Source organism: Stenotrophomonas maltophilia group sp. SKK55, from assembly GCF_057179845.1.
Map to the genome: position 1 here is coordinate 323,454 of NZ_JBXUHP010000018.1, position 19,819 is coordinate 343,272.

Sequence of the window (19,819 nt, forward strand, 5' to 3'; positions counted from 1 at the left end):
GACGCCAACCTTGGTTGGCGCTTGCCCTGCAGGAGCAGCCACCCAAGGCCGGCCTCTACCAAAGCGGTCCCAGCGCTCAGACGTCGGCGTGGGCCAGTGCGTGCAGGCGCCCTTCGCGTAGCTCCAGCACCCGGTCCAGGCGCCGTGCCAAGCTGCGGTCGTGGGTCACCAGCACCAGGCTGGTATGACGCGCGCGGTTGAGTTCCAGCATCAGCTCGAACACGGTGCCGGCGGTGCGGTCATCCAGGTTACCGGTCGGCTCGTCGCCGAGTACGCAGGCCGGATGATTGACCAGCGCGCGCGCCACTGCGGCACGTTGGCGTTCGCCGCCGGACAGCTCGCCCGGCTTGTGGTCCAGGCGATGGCCGAGGCCGACCGCTTCCAGCAGCGTGGTGGCCCGGCTGCTCGCCTCGGCCACGGCGGTGCCGGCCAGCAGCACCGGCATCATCACGTTTTCCAGCGCGGTGAACTCCGGTAGCAGGTGATGGAACTGGTAGACGAAGCCCAGCGCCTGGTTGCGCAGCAGGCCGCGCGCGGTATCCGACAGCGCCGACATGCGCTGGCCGGTCACATAGACCTCGCCCGCAGTCGGAATGTCGAGGCCACCCAGCAGGTGCAGCAGCGTACTCTTGCCGGCGCCGGAGGCGCCGATGATCGCCACCGTCTCGCCAGCAGTCACGGTCAGGTCCAGCCCATCGAACACCGGGGTCTGCATGCGCCCTTCGGCGTAGGTCTTGCCCAGTGCTTCGGCGCGGATCACTTCGTCGCCGCGGTTGAAGACCTTATTCATAACGCAGGGCCTCCGCCGGCTGGGTGCGTGCTGCCCGCCAGGCGGGATACAGGGTGGCCAGGAAGCTCATCAGCAGTGCGACCACGGTGATCGCCACCACGTCGCCGGTCTGCATGTCGGTCGGCAGGCCGGTGATGTAGTACACATCCTCCGGCATCAGCTTGACGTTGAACACGCTCTCGATGGCGCCGAGGATCCGTTCCAGGTTGAGGGTCAGGGTGATGCCACCGATCAGGCCGGCCAGCGTGCCGAAGATGCCGATCAGCGAGCCCTGCACCATGAACACCTGCATCACCCCGCCCGGGGTCAGGCCCAGGGTGCGCAGGATGGCAATGTCGGCCTGCTTGTCGGTCACCAGCATCACCTGCGAGGACACCAGGTTGAAGGCCCCCATGGCGATGATCAGCGACAGCAGGATGCCCATCACCACCTTCTCCATGCGCAGCGAGTGGTAGAGGTTGGCGTTCTGCTGCGTCCAGTCACTCACGCGGTAGGCACCGCCGAGGCTCTGCGCCAGGTCCACGCCCACTTCCAGCGAACGGTCCATGTCGTGCAGTTTCAGCCGCACGCCGGTGGCGCCGTCACTGCGCAGAACACGCTCCAGGTCCTGCATGTTGGCGAAGCCGACGCCGCGATCGACCTCGTTGTACCCGGCCTCGAAGATGCCGCTGACGGTGAAGCGCTTCATCCGTGGCACCGCACCGGCCGGCGTGCCCTGCACTTCGGCAAAGGTCACCAGCACCTGGTCGCCAACGTCCACGCCCAGCCAGATCGCCAGCTCCTTGCCCAGCAGCAGGTTGAAGCTGCCCGGCTTGAGGCTGTCATAGCTGCCCTTGGTGACCTTCCTGTCGATCACCGAGACGTTCGGCTCCAACGCCGGATCGATGCCCTGGATGATCGCGCCCTGCACGCGCGGGCCGCTGATCATCGACTGGATCTCGATGTACGGCGCGGCACCCGCCACGCGCGGATCCTTGCGGGCAACATCAACCACCCGCATCCAGTCCGGCATCGGCTCGCCGTCGCGGCTGATGGTGGTATGGGCGGTCATCTGCAGCAGGCGGCTGCGGATTTCCTTCTGGAAACCGCTCATCACCGCCAGGGTGGTGATCAGCACCGTAACGCCGAGCGCGATGCCCAGGATCGATGCCATCGAGATGAAGGAGATGAAGCCGTTGCGGCGCTTGGCGCGCAGGTAGCGCAGGCCGATGGCCACGGGAATGGGTTTGAACATGCAGGCACGCCGGTCAATTCAGCTTATGGTGCCATTGACCGGGGCCGACGGGAAACGCTGCGTGTGGCCACGGCCAGTCGCAGTTCACGTCGCTGCCCTGAATCGAGCACATCCGGCCAGAACAGCAGGCGCCGGCGGCGCCGATCCTCACGCCACAGCAACAACAACCATGGGCCACGCACCACCAGCCGTGGCGTATCGACGTCCCGTCCGGCCACCTGCAATGCCTCGGGAAGCGGAGGCAGAAGCACCTGCACGCGCGGCCTGCGCTGGCGCCAGGCCAGTTCGGCCAAGCCGACGCCCCAGGCCAGCAGCAGCGCGGGCATCAGCAGCCGCGCAGGCAGATCCGAGGCGCGCAACAACCAGGGGGAGGCCAGCAGCACCGCCAACTGGGCGGCGGCCTGCAGCCGCGAGGGGCGCCACTCAAGGCTTGAGGGCGAGGATCTTCTGCATGAGGGGGATCGCGTGCGCATGCGGGCAGGCCTCATAGCCCATGAACCAGCGCCACAACTTATCGTCCTCGCAGTCGAGCAGGAACAGGAAAACCTCGCGCTCTTCGGTCGGCGCAGTGCGCCATTCACGGTCCAGGTAGCGGCCGAACAGCTGGTCCAGTTCGCGCATGCCGCGGCGGCAGCGCCAGCGCAGCTTCTTCAGCAGAACGTCTTCTTCCATCGTGCTCCTCCAGATACAGCAAAGCCACGCATGGCGTGGCTCTACTGAGGTGGTGCAGCCACGCATGGCGTGGCTCTACCGGGTACAGCCAGGCCTGATCAGGCGCGGCGTTCCATCATCAGCTTCTTGATCTCGGCGATGGCCAGCGCCGGGTTCAGGCCCTTCGGGCAGGTGCGGGCGCAGTTCATGATGGTGTGGCAGCGGTACAGCTTGAACGGATCTTCCAGATCGTCCAGGCGCGCACCGGTGTCCTCATCGCGCGAGTCGATGATCCAGCGATAGGCCTGCAGCAGGATCGCCGGGCCCAGGTAACGCTCGCCGTTCCACCAGTAGCTCGGGCAGCTGGTCGAGCAGCAGGCGCACAGGATGCACTCGTACAGGCCGTCGAGCTTCTTGCGGTCTTCCGGCGACTGCAGGCGCTCGCGGTCCGGCGGTGCCGGGGTCTGGGTGCGGATCCACGGCTTGATCGAGGCGTACTGCGCGTAGAAGTGGGTCAGGTCCGGAACCAGATCCTTGACCACGTTCATGTGCGGCAGCGGGTAGATCGGCACTTCCTTCTTGCCGCAGTCCGAGATGGCTCGGGTGCAGGCCAGGGTGTTGGTGCCGTCGATGTTCATCGCGCACGAACCACAGATACCTTCGCGGCAGGAACGGCGGAAGGTCAGGGTCGGGTCGATCTCGTTCTTGATCTTGATCAGGGCGTCCAGGACCATCGGGCCACAGGCGTCCAGATCGACTTCATAGGTATCGGTGCGCGGGTTGCTGTCGTCGTCCGGACTCCAGCGGTAGATCTTGAAGGTGCGCACATTCTTGCCGCCGTTCTTGACGGGGAAGTGCTTGCCCTTCGTGATCTTGGAATTCTTGGGGAGTGAAAACTCGGCCATGGCTGCTCTCGTTGGCTCAGGCGGCCCGCGCCCGTGGGCGCGGATTGCATGGTAGGCGGGGTCGGATCAGTACACGCGCGGCTTCGGCGGCACCACGGACACGTCGTCGGTCAACGTGTACATGTGCACCGGACGGTAGTCGAAGCTGCACTTGCCCTTCTCGTCGACGCTGACCAGGGTGTGCTTCTGCCAGTTGACGTCGTCGCGGTCCGGATAGTCCTCGTGCGCATGCGCACCACGGCTTTCCTTGCGCTGTTCGGCCGAGTTGATCGTCGCCACCGCGTTGAGCAGCAGGTTGTTCAGCTCGTAGGTCTCGATCAGGTCCGAGTTCCAGACCAGCGAACGGTCGGAGACCTTCACGTCCTGGAACGAGTCGAAGATCTTGTCCATCTTCTCGCAGCCTTCCTTCAGCGTCTGGCTGGTGCGGAAGACGGCCGCGTCGGCCTGCATGGTGCGCTGCATGCGATCGCGGATGACCGAGGTCGGGGTATCGCCGTTGGCGTGGCGCAGCTTGTCCAGCAGGCCCAGCGCCTTGTCGCAGGCATCGGCCGGCAGCGGCTTGTGCGCGGCACCCGGCTTGATGGTCTCGGCGCAGCGGTTGGCCACCGCACGGCCGAACACCACCAGGTCGAGCAGCGAGTTCGAGCCCAGGCGGTTGGCGCCGTGCACGGACACGCAGGCCGCTTCGCCGATGGCGTACAGGCCCGGCACCACGGCGTTGTCGTTGTCGCCGACCTTCTGCACCACTTCACCGTGGTAGTTGGTCGGGATGCCGCCCATGTTGTAGTGCACGGTCGGAATGACCGGGATCGGCTGCTTGTGCACGTCGACGCCGGCGAAGATGCGGGCGCTCTCGGCGATGCCCGGCAGCTTCTCGTCGATCACGCCCGGGCCGAGGTGGGTCAGGTCGAGCAGGATGTGGTCCTTGTGCTCGCCGACGCCGCGGCCTTCGCGGATCTCGATGGTCATCGAACGGCTGACCACGTCGCGCGAGGCCAGATCCTTGTAGTGCGGTGCATAGCGCTCCATGAAGCGCTCGCCGCTGCTGTTGCGCAGGATGCCGCCTTCACCGCGGACACCCTCGGTGATCAGGCAGCCGGCGCCGTAGATGCCGGTCGGGTGGAACTGCACGAACTCCATGTCCTGCATGGCGATGCCGGCACGCATGGCCAGGCCGCCACCGTCGCCGGTGCAGGTGTGCGCCGAGGTGGCGCTGAAGTAGGCACGGCCGTAGCCGCCGGTGGCCAGCACCACGCCCTGGGCGCGGAACAGGTGCAGCGTGCCATCGGACATGTCCAGGGCCAGCACGCCGCGGCAGGCGCCTTCGTCGTCGAAGATCAGGTCGAGCGCGAAGTACTCGATCATGAAGCGCGCATCGTGCTTCAGCGACTGCTGGTACAGGGTATGCAGCATCGCGTGGCCGGTACGGTCGGCCGCCGCGCAGGTACGCTGCGCCGCCGGGCCTTCGCCGTACTTGGTGGTCATGCCACCGAACGGACGCTGGTAGATCTTGCCTTCGGCGGTGCGCGAGAACGGCACGCCGTAGTGTTCCAGTTCGATGATGGCCGGGATGGCCTCACGGCACATGTACTCGATGGCGTCCTGGTCGCCCAGCCAGTCCGACCCCTTGATGGTGTCGAAGAAGTGGTAGCGCCAGTCGTCCTCGCCCATGTTGCCGAGTGCGGCCGAAATACCGCCCTGGGCGGCAACGGTGTGCGAACGGGTCGGGAAGACCTTGGTCAGGCACACGGTCTGCAGGCCCTTGGCGGCCAGGCCGAACGTGGCGCGCAGGCCGGCACCGCCGGCGCCGACCACGACCATGTCGTACTTGTGTTCGGTGATCTTGTAAGCGGACATCTAATCTGGATTCCTGTGTAGGTGCCTGGGCTCAGGCAACGCCGAGGGCGATGCGGCCCACCGCAAACACACTGACGATCATGCCGAGCACGGCGACGAACTTCACCGCGGTCTGCAGCACCAGGGCCAGCAGCGATTCGTGGATGTAGTCTTCCAGCACGACCTGCATGCCGAGCTGCGCGTGCCAGAACATGGCGATCAGCAGGCCGATCAACGGCACTGCATTCCACGGCTTGGCCACGGCGGCGGCGGCGGTCGCGTAATCCGAGCCCAGCAGGCCCAGCACGAAGACCAGGAACCAGATGCCCAGCACCACCAGCGCGGCGGCGGTCAGGCGCTGGTGCACGAAGTGCTCGGTGCCGGTCTTGGCCGAGCCCAGGCCGCGCACGTTCTTCAGCGGGGTACGGAACTTGCTCACGCGGCACCTCCGAACATCACATAGGCCCACACCAGCAGGGTGATCACCAGGCTGCCGATGACCGACAGCCAGCTGCTGCGGATGAAGGCAGGGATGCTGAAGCCGATGGCGAAGTCCTGCACCACATGGCGGATGCCATTGCACAGGTGATAGGCGAACGACCATGTCCACGCGAACAGGAACACGCGGCCATACCAGGCCCCGGCATGGCCGGTGAAGCAGTTCCAGGACTCGGGCCCCATCATCAGGGCCAGCAGGCCGGCAGCGATGATGAGGGCACCAACAGACAGAAAGATGCCGGTGGCTCGATGCAGGATCGAGGTGGCCATCTGAATCTGCCAGCGATACACCTGAAGGTGCGGGGAAAGTGGGCGTTGTCTGGTCGCCATTCGCTGGGCTCGTTGTCTCGGCTGGGCGGCACGCGGCCGCGTTGGCTCAATGCTGATCAGAAATCGATGCAGCGTCCGTTTTTCTCCCAATCGCCATACCGCACCGGATCAAGTCCGCCGCGGCCGCCGAATTCCTCTGCTTTTTCCTGTTCCACGGGCACGGGTGCCGCGGGGACCAGCGGGGCTTCAGATTCGTCGTCGGGAGTGGGGGTTGTTTGGCCTATCATGTTCGGTCTCGCAACGCACAAATTTTAGACCTCGTTCACGTGCCTGACAACCTGCCCCCTGCTTTCGTCGGATATCCGCGCCTGCCCGGCCACCAGCTGCTGAGCCTGCAGGGCCCGGATGCGGCCGCCTTCGCCCACGCCCAGTTCAGCAGCGACGTCACCGCGCTGCCCCTGCTGCACTGGCAGTGGAGCGCCTGGCTGAGTGCCAAGGGCCGCACCCTGGCAGTGTTCCAGCTGCTCCGGCTGGCCGACGATCACGTGATGCTGGTGCTGGCCGACGGCGATGCCGATGCGATTGCGTCGCAACTGCAGCGCTTCGTGTTCCGCCGCAAGGTGAAGGTGCAGGTGCGCAGCGATCTGGCGGTGGCCGGCGCGTTCACCGCACCCGAGGCCGCCAGTGGCGCCGCGATTGCGCAGACCGCAGGTGACGGTTGGGAGCTGGACCTGGGCAGCGACGCCTTGCCGCGGACCCTGCGCATCGGGGCGACGGATGCCGTTGCATCCGGCAGCGAAATCGATGAAGCCGCCTTCGCCCTCGCCTGGCGCCAGGCCGACCTGCGCTACGGATTGCCGCGCTTGGACGAAAGCCAGCGCGAAGTGTGGACCCCGCAGCAGCTGGGCCTGGACCGCCTGAATGGCTACAGCGTGAAGAAAGGCTGCTACCCGGGCCAGGAAATCGTCGCCCGCACCCACTTCCTCGGCAAGGCCAAGCGCGCGGTGCAGCTGCTGCATACCGCGGCACCGGCGCAGGCCGGCGATGGCGTGCTGCAGGACGGCGCGACGCTGGGCACGGTCGCCAGCGTGGCCGGCAACCTGGCGCTGGCGGTGCTGCCGCTGGAAGCCAGTGACGCCGACCTGCAGGTGGGTGGTGCGGTGGCGCAGCGTGTGCCGCTACTGGATGGATTGGCGCGCTGAGGTTCACGCCGGGCACGGCCCGGCGCTACCGCCGCCATGGTGGGTGCGGACCGTTGGTCCGCACCGCAACGAAGCAGCCGAGCGTGGGCTCGGCTCTACAGCGTCAGAGGCGCTCGCCGGTTTCCGGGTTGAAGAAATGCAGGCCCTGCGGGTGAATCGCCACGCGGATCTGCTCGCCCACTGCTGGCAGCGACTGCGGTGCCACGCGCATGGTCAGCGCATGCTGGCCACTGCTCAGATTGACGAAGATCTCGTTGCCGACCGGCTCGATGCCTTCGATGCGCGCGGTGAATGCATGCGCATCATCGGCAGCCGCCGGCTGCAGGTGCTCCGGGCGCACGCCCACCGCGATCGGCTTCTGCAGCCATGCCGGATCGATCATCGCCTGGCCCAGCGGTGCACGCCATTCGCCGTCGACCACGCTCACGCCGCCGGCATCGCCCTGCAGCGTGCCACGCAGCACGTTCATCGCCGGGCTGCCGAGGAAACCGGCCACGAACAGGTTGGCCGGGCGATCGTACAGCGCCATCGGCGTATCGATCTGCTGGATGATGCCGTCCTTCAGCACCACGATGCGCTGGCCCAGGGTCATCGCTTCGACCTGGTCGTGCGTCACGTAGATCATGGTGGTGCCCAGCTTGCGGTGCAGCTGCGCGATCTCGGTACGCACGCTGTGCCGCAGCTTGGCGTCGAGGTTGGACAGCGGCTCGTCGAGCAGGAACACCGCCGGCTCGCGCACCAGCGCCCGGCCCAGTGCCACGCGCTGGCGCTGGCCACCGGACATCGCCTTGGGCAGCTTGTCCATCATCTCGGTCAGGCCCAGCGTCTGCGCCGCCTCGGCAATGCGCTTGTCGATGGTCGCCTTGTCATGCCCGCGCAGCTTCAGGCCGAAGGCCAGGTTCTCGGCCACGGTCATGTGCGGGTACAACGCGTAGCTCTGGAACACCATGGCGATGTCGCGATCCTTCGGCGCCACGTCGTTGACCACGCGATCACCGATGGTCAGCGTGCCGCCGCTGATCTCTTCCAGGCCCGCCACCATCCGCAACAGGGTCGACTTGCCACAGCCGGACGGACCGACCAGCACCATCAGCTCGCCATCGGCGACCTCGAAGCTGGCGTCCTTCACCGCGACCTGGCCGTTGTCATAGACCTTGCGCACACCCTGCAACTGCACTTTTGCCATATCACCTATCCGGTCCGCCCGAAGCCGGGCTGTCTTTTGGGACTGCCTCGGCCCTCCCGATGGCAGTGATGATTGCGCGCTTGCCGCATGACGGCGAGCACTGCAATCGAATACAGTTGCCCATTCTGCCATGTAAACGTTTTCACGTGGCACTATCCGATGATCGGTGCGCACCGATCTGCGTCGGCGGTTGAACGAAGGTTCCGCCGAGGTAGTGGTTTCGAATGGAACGGTCTTCCGCAACCCCGGAGATCGCCCCTGACGAACCTCGGACAGGCAGTTGCGCGGATGTCCCCCGAACCCAGCCATGAAGCGATTGACAACGATGTCACCCGGATCTGAAACTCGAGCGATGCACGACACCCTCTTCCTGTTCGGTGCCACAGGTGATCTGGCCCAGCGCTACCTGTTCCCTTCGCTGCTTCGCCTGCTTGGCGACGGCCTGCTGCCGGAGGACTTCCGCATCCGCGCACTGGCCCTGTCCGGGCATGACACCGAAGCCTTCCATGACATCCTGCGGCCGCGCCTGCAGCAGGCCATGCCGATGGCCACGCAGGACGACATCGCTGCCCTGCTGCACCGCATCGACTACCGTTCGGTGGACCTGCGCGACGTCGACTCGGTTGCCGCCGCGGTCTCCGACCTGGTGCACCGCAAGTGCGTCAGCTACCTGGCCATTCCGCCGGGCCTGTACATTTCCACCTGCGAAGGCCTGGCCAAGGGCGGCGCCCTCGCCGCGCCGGCACGCCTGATGCTGGAGAAGCCGATCGGCAGCGACAGCCAGAGCGCCGAGGAAATCATCAGCACCATCGGCCAGTGGATCGACGAGGACCGCGTGTTCCGCCTCGACCACTACCTGGGCAAGGCGGCAGTGCAGAACCTGATCGCGCTGCGCTTCGGCAATACGCTGCTGGAAGCGGTGTGGAACCGCAACTACATCGAATCGGTGCACATCCTGGTGGCCGAGAGCGAAGGCGTGGATGGCCGTGACGCCTACTATGCCCGCTCCGGCGCGCTGCGCGACATGGTGCAGAGCCACATCCTGCAGCTGCTGTGCATGGTGGCGATGGAGCCGCCGGCGTCGCTGGAGGCCGACCGCATCCGCGACGAGAAGGTCAAGGTGCTGCGCGCCCTTCGCCCGCTCGACGCGAAGCACGCCGCGCGTGACAGCATCCGCGGCCGCTACACCGCCGGCACCATCAACGGCCAGCCGGCGCAGGCTTACCAGCCGCCGGAAGGCAGCGACGTGGAAACCTTCGCCGGTGTCACCGCGCATATCGACAACTGGCGCTGGAGCGGCGTGCCGTTCCATCTGGTCACCGGCAAGCGCCTGCCCGAGCGCACCACCCGCGTGGTGGTCACGCTGAAGCCGGTCACCCATTGGCTGTTCGAGCGCCCGCAGCGCGCGCAGGCCGCACCGAACCGCCTGGTGTTCCAGCTGCAGCCGCAGGAAAACATCGAACTGGGCCTGATGAGCAGCCTGGCCGGCCCGGAATGGGGCGCGCTGGAACTGCATCCGCTGGAACTGGAACTGTCGGTGCCAACCGGCCTGCATCGCCGCATCGCTTACGAGCGCCTGTTCCTGGACGCCTTCAATGGCAATCACACGCTGTTCGTACGCGACGACGAAGTGCGTGCAGCGTGGGCCTGGATCGACAGCGTGGCCGACGCCTGGAAGGACGCCAAGCTGCCGCTGGAACCCTACCCCGCCGGCCAATGGGGCCCGAGCAATGCCGGCGAGTTCCTGCCGCAGGGCGTGGACGCACCGGACAGTGGAGCGTCGGCATGAGGGCCAGTTCGCAGCCGGTGCTGGTGGCCGACATCGGTGGCACCAATGCCCGCTTCGCCCTGGCTGACACCTCGCAGGACGCACCTCTGCAGAAGGACAGCATCCGCGAGTACGCGGTGACGGAGTTCCCTTCGCTGGGTGATGCCGCGCGCCACCATCTGGAACAGATCGGTGCCACCGCAAGCCGCGGCGTGTTCGCAGTGGCCGGTCGCGTTGATGGTGATGAAGCACGCATCACCAACCATCCGTGGGTGATCTCGCGCAGCCGCACCGCAGCGATGCTCGGTTTCGACGAACTGCACCTGATCAACGACTTTGCCGCACAGGCGATGGCGATCTCGCTGCTGCAGCCCGAGGACGTGGTCCAGGTCGGCGGTGCCGCCTGGGTACCGGGCAAGCCGGGCCAGCCGCGCAACTACGCAGTGATCGGGCCGGGTACCGGCCTCGGCGTGGGCGGCCTGATCATGCGCCACGGCCGCTGCTACCCGCTGGAAACCGAAGGCGGCCATGTCAGCTTCCCGCCGGGAACCCCGGAAGAGATCCGCATCCTCGAGATCCTGTCCGAACAGTTCGGCCGCGTCTCCAACGAGCGCCTGATCTGTGGCCCCGGCCTGGTCAACATCCACCGCGCCGTGTGCGAGATGGCCGGTATCGACCCGGGCCAGCTGCAGCCGGTGGACGTGACCGCCCGCGCCCTGCACGGTGATCCGCAGGCAATGCGCACCGTGGACGTGTTCTGTGCCGTGTTCGGCGCCATCGCCGGTGACCTGGTGCTCACCCAGGGCGCCTGGGATGGCGTGTTCCTGACCGGCGGCCTGACCCCGAAGATGCTCGATTCGCTGCAGCACTCTGGTTTCCGCCAGCGCTTCGAACACAAGGGCCGCTTCTCCTCCATCATGGCGCGCGTGCCCTCATTGGCGGTGATGCATCCCCACGCCGGATTGCTGGGCGCCGCCGCCTATGCCACCGACGCCGAACGTGACGCACCAGGAGTTGCCGCATGAACCCCAGCTTCCACGACGATCGCATCGAGTTCATCCAGCACGGCGACGCCGACGGCTGGATCGAAGCGGTGGCCGCTGAGATGGCACGCACCCTCAACCACGACATCAATGAAGTGGGCCGCGCCCGCATCCTGTTGTCCGGCGGCACCACGCCGGCCCCGGTCTACCAGGCACTGGCCGAGCTGGACGTGCACTGGGACCGGGTTGAAGTGAGCCTGGCCGACGAGCGCTGGCTGTCGCCGCAGGATCGCGACAGCAACGCCTGGCTGGTGCGCGAGCACCTGCTCAAGCGTACCGAGGGCGCCCACTTCGATCCGCTGGTACGGATCGGCAAGCCACTGCCCGAATGCGTGTACACCGCCAACCTGCAGGCGCAGCACAGCCAACCGCCGAGCCTGGTAGCGCTGGGCATGGGCAACGACGGGCACACCGCCTCGCTGTTCCCGGGCTCGAAAGACCTCGCACGCGCACTGGAAAGCACCCTGCCCTACGCTGCGCTGGATGCCACTGGCTGCCCAGGCGCGAACCAGTGGCCGCTGCGCATCACGCTGACCCCGCACGGCCTGCGCCAGTGCCGCCAGCGCCTGTTGCTGCTGCGCGGCAAGCAGAAGCTGCAGGTACTGCGCCAGGCGCTGGACAGCAACGATGCCCAGCAGTATCCGATCCTCAATGCGATCAACCTGGAAGGCGCGCGCCTGCGCGTCCACTGGGCTGATTGATGTCGGCGGCGGCGCCGTGCCGCCGCTTGCCTCTCGCCACCACGAACGCCGGTAGCCAATGAGCCTCCATCCTCAACTGCAAGCCATCACTGAGCGCGTCATCCGCCGCAGCGCCGCCTCGCGCGCCGCCTATCTGGCCGCGATCGATGCCTCCCTGCGTGAGGGCCCGTTCCGCAGCCGCCTGAGTTGCGGCAACCTCGCCCACGGGTTCGCCGCCTGCGGCGGCACCGACAAGAGCCGCCTGCGCGGCGGCGTGACGCCGAACCTGGGCATCATCACCGCCTACAACGACATGCTGTCGGCGCACCAGCCGTTCGAGACCTATCCCGAACAGATCCGCGACATCGCCCGCGAGCTGGGCGCCACCGCACAGGTCGCCGGCGGCGTCCCTGCAATGTGCGACGGTGTCACCCAGGGCCGTGGTGGCATGGAGTTGTCGCTGTTCTCGCGCGATGTCATTGCCCAGGCCACGGCCATCGGCCTCAGCCATGACATGTTCGATACCACCGTCTACCTCGGCGTGTGCGACAAGATCGTGCCGGGCCTGCTGATCGGTGCGCTGGCCTTCGGCCATCTGCCGGCGGTGTTCGTACCGGCCGGCCCAATGACCCCGGGCATCCCGAACAAGCAGAAGGCCGAAGTGCGCGAACGCTACGCCGCCGGTGAGGCCACCCGCGAAGAGCTGCTGGAAGCCGAGTCCGCGTCGTACCACGGTGCGGGCACCTGCACCTTCTACGGCACGGCCAACTCCAACCAGGTGCTGCTGGAAGCCATGGGTGTGCAGTTGCCGGGCGCCTCGTTCATCAATCCGGGCACGCCGCTGCGCGACGCCCTGACCCGCGAGGCAACCGAACGCGCGCTGGACATCACCGCACTGGGCGACGACTTCCGCCCGCTGGGCCGGATCATCGACGAGCGCGCGATCATCAATGCGGTCATCGCGCTGATGGCCACTGGTGGTTCGACCAACCACACCATCCACTGGATCGCGGTGGCGCGTGCGGCCGGCATCGTGCTGACCTGGGACGACTTCGACGAACTGTCGCAGCTGATTCCGCTGCTGGCCCGTGTCTATCCGAACGGCGAGGCCGACGTGAACCGTTTCGCGGCCGCTGGCGGCCCGGCCTTCGTGTTCGGCGAGCTGATCAAGGCGGGCCTGATGCACGGCGACCTGGTCAGCGTCGCGCGTGGCGGCATGGCCGACTATGCGCGCGAGCCGCAGCTGCGTGACGGCCGGCTGGTCTACCTGCCGGGCCTGGAACACAGTGCCGATGACGAAGTGGTGCGTGGGGTCGACAATCCGTTCGAGCACCAGGGTGGCCTGCGCCTGCTGCGCGGCAACCTCGGCAAGTCGCTGATCAAGCTGTCGGCGGTGAAACCGCAGTACCGGACGATCGAAGCACCGGCGGTGGTGGTCGATGCACCGCAGGTATTGAACAAGCTGCACGCCGGTGGCCTGCTGCCGCAGGACTTCGTGGCGGTGGTGCGTTACCAGGGTCCGCGTGCCAACGGCATGCCCGAACTGCATTCGCTGGCACCGCTGCTGGGCCTGCTGCAGAACCAGGGCCGGCGCGTGGCGCTGGTCACCGACGGCCGCCTGTCCGGTGCGTCGGGCAAGATCCCAGCGGCCATCCATGTGACGCCGGAAGCGGCGCGCGGTGGCCCGCTGGCCAAGGTCCGCGAGGGCGACATGATCCGCCTCGACGGTGAGGCCGGCACGCTGGAAGTGCTGGTGGACGCGGCGGAATGGGCAGCACGTCCGCTGGCGCCGAACACCGCGCCGGCCGCGCATGACCTGGGCCGCAATCTGTTTGCGATCAACCGTCGCGTGGTGGGTCCGGCGGACCAGGGGGCGATTTCGATTTCGTGCGGGCCGGCGGCGGCCGATGGCGGGCCGTGGGACTACGACGCGGAGTATGAGCTGGGGCACGATGCGGCAGCGGCGGCGGCGCCGCATGAGGCCAAGGACGCCTGAGGATTGAAGAGCGTTGCGGCCGCGCGTTGGCGGTGAGTGTCCTGGTTGAGGCGACGGGTAGCCCCCACCAGGACACGCCGTAAACCCATCCATGGGGGCTCGGTCGCGCCATCCATGGCGCTCACGGTCCTGGTGGGGGCTACCCGCCGCCTCAGGACAGTTTCCCGGCGCCCTCGCGCCGCGAAGTGATCACTGAAAATCAAATTCGAAAGCAAAGGCAGAAGCAGAGCTATGGGTATCGAACGACATCAGGTGAAGGCGGCGGAGCTGTTGCATGCGGCGGGCATCCTGCCCGTGGTGACGATTCATACGCTGGACCAGGCCCGCGCGGTGAGTGCGGCGCTGCTGGAAGGTGGTCTGCCGGCGATCGAGCTGACGCTGCGCACGCCGGTGGCGATGGAAGCGCTGGCAATGCTCAAGCGCGAGCTGCCGGACGTGGTGGTGGGTGCCGGTACGGTGCTGACCGTGGAGCAGATGCAGCAGTCGATCGATGCGGGTGCGGACTTCCTGGTGACCCCGGGGACGCCGCCGGCGCTGGCTGATGCACTTGCCGCTGCGCCGCTGCCGGTGGTGCCAGGTGCGGCGACGCCGACCGAGCTGCTGTCGCTCTACGCCCGCGGCTTCCGCGTGTGCAAGCTGTTCCCGGCCACAGCCGTGGGTGGGCTGGCGATGATCAAGGGACTGGCCGGCCCGGTGGCGGACCTGAAGCTGTGCCCGACCGGCGGCATCACCGAGAACACCGCCGCCGAGTACCTTGAGCAGAAGAACGTGGTCTGCATCGGCGGTTCGTGGATGGTACCGGGCAACTGGATCGCCGACGGCGAATGGGACAAGGTGCGCGCCAGCGCCGCTGACGCCGCGAAGATCATCCAGCGCGTTCGCGGCCACTGAGCCGAACGCAGCTGTAGAGCCGAGCCCACGCTCGGCTCCACTCCAGCGGAATGGAGAGCAGCCGAGCATGGGCTCGGCTCTACGGAAGGCCGAAACCCTTACAACGGCCGCGCCGGATCCACCAGCCCGTACTGGCTGGCCATGCGCGCCAGCGCGATGTTGTCGTGGATCCCCATCTTCTCGAACAACCGCGCCTTGTGCGTGTTCACCGTCTTGGCACTCAGGCTCAGGCGCCGCGCGATGTCTTCCTGGCGCAGGCCCTGGGTCAGCAGCAATGCTACTTCCAGTTCTCGCGGCGACAGGCTGTCGAACGGCGAACCATTGCCCTCCACCGTCGACAAGGCCAGGTTCTGCGCGATGCTGGTGCCCAGGTAGCGACGGCCCATGGCCACATCGCGCACCGCGCGCAGCAGCTCCTGTGCATCGCAGCCCTTGCCGATGTAGCCCGCGGCCCCCGCCTCCAGCAAGCGCTTCGGCAGCGGCCCGTCTTCCAGCACCGACACGATCACCACGCGGGTGTTGCGGTGGCTGCGGACGATGCGCTCGGTCACTTCCATGCCACTCACACCGGGCAGGTGCAGGTCGCACAGCACCACGTCCGGCAGCAGCTGGCGGACGTCGCGCAGTGCGTCTTCACCGGTCTCGGCTTCGCCCACCACCTCGATGTCGGTCTCCCCCGACAGGATCATCTTCATCCCGGTGCGGACCAGCGCATGGTCATCCACCAGGTAGACTCGAATCGTCATTCACGTACCTCTTCGAATGCGGCCATTGCAGGTCAAGCTAGGCAGGACGCCGATACCCCTGCAAGCGCGTTCGGGACGCGATCCGGGCGTTCTGCCTTGCGCATCACAGTAACGCGCGTTGTGCTTGCCCCCTGTCTTGCAGAACCTGCTGCAACGAAACAACTGATCTATTACGTAGACGCCGCGGAAGGGTCATCCACGTCACCCCCCTGTGATGATGCTTCGCTGGCCGTCGCTGGCGGCGAATCCCGACGTCGCCAAGGATGCCGGCGACTGAACATGACCAGATAGCACCCTACCACCCAAACCAGCGCGGCACACCATCCGGCCAGGATGTCCGAGGGATAATGCACGCCCAGATAGACCCGTGAGACGCTCACCAGCAGGCTGAACGGGGGCGCCAGCAGCAGTACCGGCCAGCGCCAGCGTGTATTCCAGGCCAGCAGCACCAGGGTCGCGGCAAGGGTCATCGAGCCCATGGCGTGCCCGCTGGGGAAGCTGAACGTCGATTCCGGCGCAATCGACTCCCACAGGCTGGGGCGCTGGCGCTGGAAGAAGTGCTTGCTGCCCATGTTCAGCAACGCCGATCCCACGAAACTGACCGCGACGAAGGTCGCCTCGCGCCAGCGCCGGTAGCCCAGCAGCGCACCGATGATCAGCACGTCAGCAGGGATCAGGAACCACTCGTAGCCCAGTTTCGAGATGAGCACGAAGAAGCGGTCCAGCCATGGCGAATGCAGGCCATGCATCTGCCACAGCAGCGGCGCATCGAAATGGAACGATTCAAATTCGTGCACTTCGTCCGCCAGGGCGACGAAGCCGGCCAGCGGCAGCAGCACGCCGCCGAACAGCAGGACCAGGCGCCAGGCATTGCGCGCCATCCAGTGGCGGAAACCAGAGGCGGACTCCGGTGCGGCGAGGATCGCAGGCTTATCCGGCGCTTCGGACATATTTGTGTTCGACGTAATCGTCGATCAGGGCGACGAACTCCTGGGCGATGTTGTCGCCACGCAGGGTCACCTTCTTCTCGCCATCGACGAATACCGGTGCCGCCGGCGTCTCGCCCGTGCCCGGCAGGGAGATGCCGATGTTGGCATGGCGCGACTCACCCGGCCCGTTGACGATGCAGCCCATCACCGCCAGGGTCATGTTCTCCGCACCCGGGTGGTGGATCTTCCACAGCGGCATCTTCTCGCGCACGTGGTTCTGCACCACTTTGGCCAGTTCCTGGAAGAACTCGGAGGTGGTGCGGCCGCAGCCCGGGCAGGCCGTGACCAGCGGCGTGAAGGCGCGCTGGCCGGTGGTCTGGAGCAGTTCCTGGGCGACGATCACTTCCTGCGTGCGCGACTGGCCCGGCTCCGGGGTCAGCGAGATGCGGATGGTGTCACCGATGCCTTCCTGCAGCAGCACGCTCAGCGCTGCCGACGAGGCGACGATGCCCTTGCTACCGATACCGGCTTCGGTCAGGCCCAGGTGCAGGGCGAAGTCCGAGCGCTGGGCCAGGTCGCGGTACACCGCGATCAGTTCCTGCACGCCACTGACCTTGGCCGACAGCACGATGCGATGGCGCGGCAGGCCGAGTTCCACCGCCTGCTCGGCCGAATCCAGCGCCGAGCGGATCAGCGCCTCGCGCAGCACGCGGCCGGCGTCCCAGGGCTGCTCGCGCAGGCTGTTCTCGTCCATCAGCCTGGCCGCCAGGGCCTGGTCCAGCGAGCCCCAGTTGGCGCCGATGCGCACCGGCTTGTTGTAGCGGATCGCAAACTCGATCAACTGCGCGAACTGCAGGTCCTTCTTCTTGCCGAAGCCGACGTTGCCGGGGTTGATGCGGTACTTGGCCAACGCTTCCGCACATGCCGGCTCGGCGGTCAGCAGCTGGTGGCCGTTGTAATGGAAGTCACCGATCAGCGGCACGTCGATACCCATCATCGCCAGCTTGTCGACGATGCGCGGGATCGCCGCAGCCGCTTCCACGGTGTTGACGGTCAACCGCACCATTTCCGAACCCGCGCGCCACAACTCGGCCACCTGCTTGACGCTGGAAGCCACGTCGGAGGTGTCGGTGTTGGTCATCGACTGCACCACTACCGGCTTGCCTCCGCCTACGGTGACCCCGCCGATCTGGACGGCATGGGTCTGGCGACGGGGCCAGGCGGTGGCATCGGAGGGGGGAGTCGGGCGGGTGACGGCGTCGTGCATGGGCGCATTCTACCGCCCACTCCCGCATTCGGGGTGACTCGCATTCAGCCTGCGGCACGGCTGCGGCCGATTGTCGCAGGCATGTACACGCATGAACGCATACGATGAGCGTGAATGACCGGTCCCGACGCCCCGTTTCTCCGTACCCTGTGCAGCCTGCGCTGGCTTGCCGTAGGCGGCCAGGCCGCCACCATCCTGGTCGCGACCTGGGTGCTGGGCCTGCCGTTGCCGCAGCTGCCGTTGTGGGCCGGCGTGGCGGTGCTGGCCCTGTTCAACGTCTACACCCAGCTGCGCCCGGAAGCGGCCGACACTGCGCCGCTGACCGCATTCGGCCATATCCTGGTGGACGTGATCATCCTGACCTGGATGGTGGGCTGGAGCGGCGGCATGGCCAACCCGTTCAGTTCACTGTTCCTGATCCTGATCGCGCTGGCCGCGTTCGCCCTGCCCCTGCGCTGGGCACTGGCGGTCGCGCTGGCCTGCCTGCTCGGCTACGCCGCCAGCGGCATCTTCGGGCAGGCGCTGCCGGACGGCTACTTCCGCGCTCAGGACCTCAATCGCTGGGGCGTGGTCGCCAACTTCCTGATTTCCGCCACAGTGGTGCTGGCCTTCTCCACCCGCCTGGCACTGGCCCTGCGGGAGCGCGAACTGGAACTGTCGGCGCTGCGTGAGCGCTTCGCCCGCAACGAGGGCATCGTCGCCCTGGCCACCCATGCCGCCTCGGTGGCACATGAGCTGAACACACCGCTGGCGACCATGACCCTGCTCGCCGATGACGTCGCCGAGCGCAGCGAAGAGCCGGAAGTGCGCGAGGACATGGAGACCCTGCGCGAGCTGCTGGTTCAGTGCCGCGAGCGCGTGCTGGCACTGGCCGCCCCGGCTTCGGCCGATGCACCGGGTCGCAGCCACTCCAGCGCCCAGCAGGTGCTGGAGCAATGGCGCCTGGTGCGACCGACCATCGACCTGCATCGCAACGACGATGCGCCGCTGCGGCTGCCGCTCGACCCGGGCGTAGGCCACCTGCTGATGGTCCTGCTCAACAATGCCGCCGATGCCGGCGAGAAGGCCGGCCGGCCGCGCGTGGACCTGGACCTGCGCATCGAGGGCGACGACCTGATCGGCGAAGTACGCGACTACGGCCATGGTTTCGACGCCCGTGCCGCCGTGCTGCCGGGCAAGCTGTTCGGCAGCAGCAAGAGCGAGGGCATGGGCGTCGGCCTGGCCCTGTCCCATGCCACCATCGAACGCCTCGACGGCGAGATGTGGATGCGCCCGGCCCAGGGGGCCGGCAGCCGCGTCGGCTTCCGCCTGCCGCTGGCCCCACGCGAGGAAACCCCATGAGCGCCTCAACCCTTGGTCTGCTGGTCGACGACGACGAGCTGTACCTGCGTACCCTGCAGCGCAGCCTGGCCCGCAAGGGCCTGGAAACACAGACCGCACAGGATGCCGCCAGTGCCCTGGCACTGGCCCGCCAGCATCCGCCGGCGTTCGCGCTGATCGACCTGAAGCTGGGCAGCGATTCCGGCCTGGCGCTGATCCAGCCGCTGCGCGCGCTGCGCGCGGACATGCGCATCCTGCTGGTGACCGGCTATGCCAGCATCGCCACCGCAGTGGAGGCGATCAAGCTGGGCGCGGATGATTACCTGCCGAAGCCGGCCACGGTGCCGATGATCCTGCGCGCGCTTGGCGAGGAGGACGACGGCCCGGCCGACGACGGCGAAATGGAAGTGCCCGATGCGATGACGCCGATCAGCCGCCTGCAGTGGGAACATATCCAGCAGGCAATGCACGAGACCGGCGGCAACGTGTCAGCGGCCGCACGCCTGCTCGGCATGCACCGGCGCTCGCTGCAGCGCAAGCTGGCCAAGCGGCCCAGCCCGGAACGCGATCCGAGCCGGTGAGACGCCACGCCGTGCACCGGTAGTGC

At 67.1% G+C, this 19,819-nt stretch carries 21 protein-coding genes; 8 read left to right on the forward strand and 13 right to left on the reverse strand.

The genetic code is table 11. The annotated features are described in order from the left end of the window. Positions 1-76: 76 nt before the first annotated feature. The 9 genes from lolD to AC2A1N_RS10505 all read right to left on the reverse strand — a co-directional run bounded on the left by lolD (position 77) and on the right by AC2A1N_RS10505 (position 6,471). Positions 77-790, reverse strand: a complete 714-nt coding sequence (lolD, locus tag AC2A1N_RS10465) for a lipoprotein-releasing ABC transporter ATP-binding protein LolD (RefSeq protein ID WP_014036806.1) — start codon at positions 788-790, stop codon at positions 77-79. Next, positions 783-2,024, reverse strand: a complete 1,242-nt coding sequence (locus AC2A1N_RS10470) for a lipoprotein-releasing ABC transporter permease subunit (protein WP_061480278.1) — start codon at positions 2,022-2,024, stop codon at positions 783-785. Before AC2A1N_RS10470 ends, lolD begins: the two co-directional genes overlap by 8 nt. Before the next feature lie 23 nt (positions 2,025-2,047). Next, entirely contained in the window at positions 2,048-2,497 is a 450-nt protein-coding gene (locus tag AC2A1N_RS10475) for a hypothetical protein (protein WP_061480279.1), read from the reverse strand. Then, a complete protein-coding gene (locus AC2A1N_RS10480; protein ID WP_242893910.1) occupies positions 2,448-2,696 on the reverse strand; it encodes an FAD assembly factor SdhE in 249 nt (82 codons plus the stop codon). Before AC2A1N_RS10480 ends, AC2A1N_RS10475 begins: the two co-directional genes overlap by 50 nt. 98 nt (positions 2,697-2,794) lie before the next feature. After that, positions 2,795-3,580, reverse strand: a complete 786-nt coding sequence (locus AC2A1N_RS10485) for a succinate dehydrogenase iron-sulfur subunit (RefSeq protein ID WP_005409079.1) — start codon at positions 3,578-3,580, stop codon at positions 2,795-2,797. A 66-nt stretch (positions 3,581-3,646) separates the two neighbouring features. After that, positions 3,647-5,437, reverse strand: a complete 1,791-nt coding sequence (sdhA, locus tag AC2A1N_RS10490; RefSeq protein WP_014036803.1) for a succinate dehydrogenase flavoprotein subunit — start codon at positions 5,435-5,437, stop codon at positions 3,647-3,649. A 31-nt stretch (positions 5,438-5,468) separates the two neighbouring features. Then, entirely contained in the window at positions 5,469-5,855 is a 387-nt protein-coding gene (gene sdhD / locus AC2A1N_RS10495; protein WP_005409077.1) for a succinate dehydrogenase, hydrophobic membrane anchor protein, read from the reverse strand. After that, positions 5,852-6,244 carry a succinate dehydrogenase, cytochrome b556 subunit gene (gene sdhC, locus AC2A1N_RS10500; protein ID WP_005416132.1) on the reverse strand — a complete coding sequence of 131 codons (393 nt, stop codon included), beginning with the start codon at positions 6,242-6,244 and terminating at the stop codon, positions 5,852-5,854. Before sdhC ends, sdhD begins: the two co-directional genes overlap by 4 nt. Positions 6,245-6,300: 56 nt before the next feature. Continuing rightward, the gene (locus AC2A1N_RS10505; RefSeq protein ID WP_005409075.1) at positions 6,301-6,471 is read right to left on the reverse strand and encodes a DUF1674 domain-containing protein; all 171 of its coding nucleotides are present in this window, start codon (positions 6,469-6,471) and stop codon (positions 6,301-6,303) included. Between the two features lie 39 nt (positions 6,472-6,510). Between AC2A1N_RS10505 and ygfZ the strand changes: the two genes are divergently transcribed. Next, a complete protein-coding gene (gene ygfZ, locus AC2A1N_RS10510; RefSeq protein ID WP_154350549.1) occupies positions 6,511-7,386 on the forward strand; it encodes a CAF17-like 4Fe-4S cluster assembly/insertion protein YgfZ in 876 nt (291 codons plus the stop codon). 103 nt (positions 7,387-7,489) lie between these two features. On the opposite strand, the gene AC2A1N_RS10515 is transcribed toward ygfZ, so the two are convergent. Next, positions 7,490-8,572, reverse strand: a complete 1,083-nt coding sequence (locus AC2A1N_RS10515; protein ID WP_061480281.1) for an ABC transporter ATP-binding protein — start codon at positions 8,570-8,572, stop codon at positions 7,490-7,492. A gap of 352 nt (positions 8,573-8,924) precedes the next feature. Here AC2A1N_RS10515 and zwf point away from each other — a divergent pair, with 352 nt between their 5' ends. From zwf to eda, 5 genes are all read left to right on the forward strand, one after another. Next, positions 8,925-10,361 carry a glucose-6-phosphate dehydrogenase gene (zwf, locus tag AC2A1N_RS10520; RefSeq protein ID WP_484372216.1) on the forward strand — a complete coding sequence of 479 codons (1,437 nt, stop codon included), beginning with the start codon at positions 8,925-8,927 and terminating at the stop codon, positions 10,359-10,361. Further along, positions 10,358-11,365: a glucokinase gene (gene glk / locus AC2A1N_RS10525; protein WP_061480283.1), complete on the forward strand. Its 1,008-nt coding sequence runs from the start codon at positions 10,358-10,360 to the stop codon at positions 11,363-11,365. Before zwf ends, glk begins: the two co-directional genes overlap by 4 nt. Continuing rightward, the gene (pgl, locus tag AC2A1N_RS10530; protein ID WP_049413491.1) at positions 11,362-12,084 is read left to right on the forward strand and encodes a 6-phosphogluconolactonase; all 723 of its coding nucleotides are present in this window, start codon (positions 11,362-11,364) and stop codon (positions 12,082-12,084) included. The genes glk and pgl overlap by 4 nt, the downstream gene beginning before the upstream one ends. A 58-nt stretch (positions 12,085-12,142) precedes the next feature. After that, a complete protein-coding gene (gene edd / locus AC2A1N_RS10535; protein WP_154350547.1) occupies positions 12,143-14,059 on the forward strand; it encodes a phosphogluconate dehydratase in 1,917 nt (638 codons plus the stop codon). A 231-nt stretch (positions 14,060-14,290) separates the two neighbouring features. Next, positions 14,291-14,950: a bifunctional 4-hydroxy-2-oxoglutarate aldolase/2-dehydro-3-deoxy-phosphogluconate aldolase gene (gene eda / locus AC2A1N_RS10540; RefSeq protein ID WP_242893900.1), complete on the forward strand. Its 660-nt coding sequence runs from the start codon at positions 14,291-14,293 to the stop codon at positions 14,948-14,950. A gap of 98 nt (positions 14,951-15,048) precedes the next feature. On the opposite strand, the gene AC2A1N_RS10545 is transcribed toward eda, so the two are convergent. The 3 genes from AC2A1N_RS10545 to ispG form a co-directional block, all read right to left on the reverse strand. Further along, the gene (locus tag AC2A1N_RS10545; protein WP_005416124.1) at positions 15,049-15,696 is read right to left on the reverse strand and encodes a response regulator; all 648 of its coding nucleotides are present in this window, start codon (positions 15,694-15,696) and stop codon (positions 15,049-15,051) included. A 170-nt stretch (positions 15,697-15,866) separates the two neighbouring features. Beyond that, a complete protein-coding gene (locus AC2A1N_RS10550) occupies positions 15,867-16,646 on the reverse strand; it encodes a phosphatase PAP2 family protein (protein WP_061480287.1) in 780 nt (259 codons plus the stop codon). Continuing rightward, positions 16,627-17,892, reverse strand: coding sequence for a flavodoxin-dependent (E)-4-hydroxy-3-methylbut-2-enyl-diphosphate synthase (gene ispG / locus AC2A1N_RS10555; protein WP_484372220.1), 1,266 nt, complete (start codon positions 17,890-17,892; stop codon positions 16,627-16,629). The genes AC2A1N_RS10550 and ispG overlap by 20 nt, the downstream gene beginning before the upstream one ends. A 114-nt stretch (positions 17,893-18,006) precedes the next feature. Here ispG and AC2A1N_RS10560 point away from each other — a divergent pair, with 114 nt between their 5' ends. Beyond that, complete coding sequence (locus tag AC2A1N_RS10560) at positions 18,007-19,233, forward strand: ATP-binding protein (protein ID WP_049414674.1); 1,227 nt, start codon at positions 18,007-18,009, stop codon at positions 19,231-19,233. Beyond that, positions 19,230-19,793 (forward strand): response regulator transcription factor, encoded by a 564-nt coding sequence (locus tag AC2A1N_RS10565; RefSeq protein WP_005409063.1) that lies wholly within the window; start codon positions 19,230-19,232, stop codon positions 19,791-19,793. The genes AC2A1N_RS10560 and AC2A1N_RS10565 overlap by 4 nt, the downstream gene beginning before the upstream one ends. Positions 19,794-19,819: the final 26 nt, after the last annotated feature.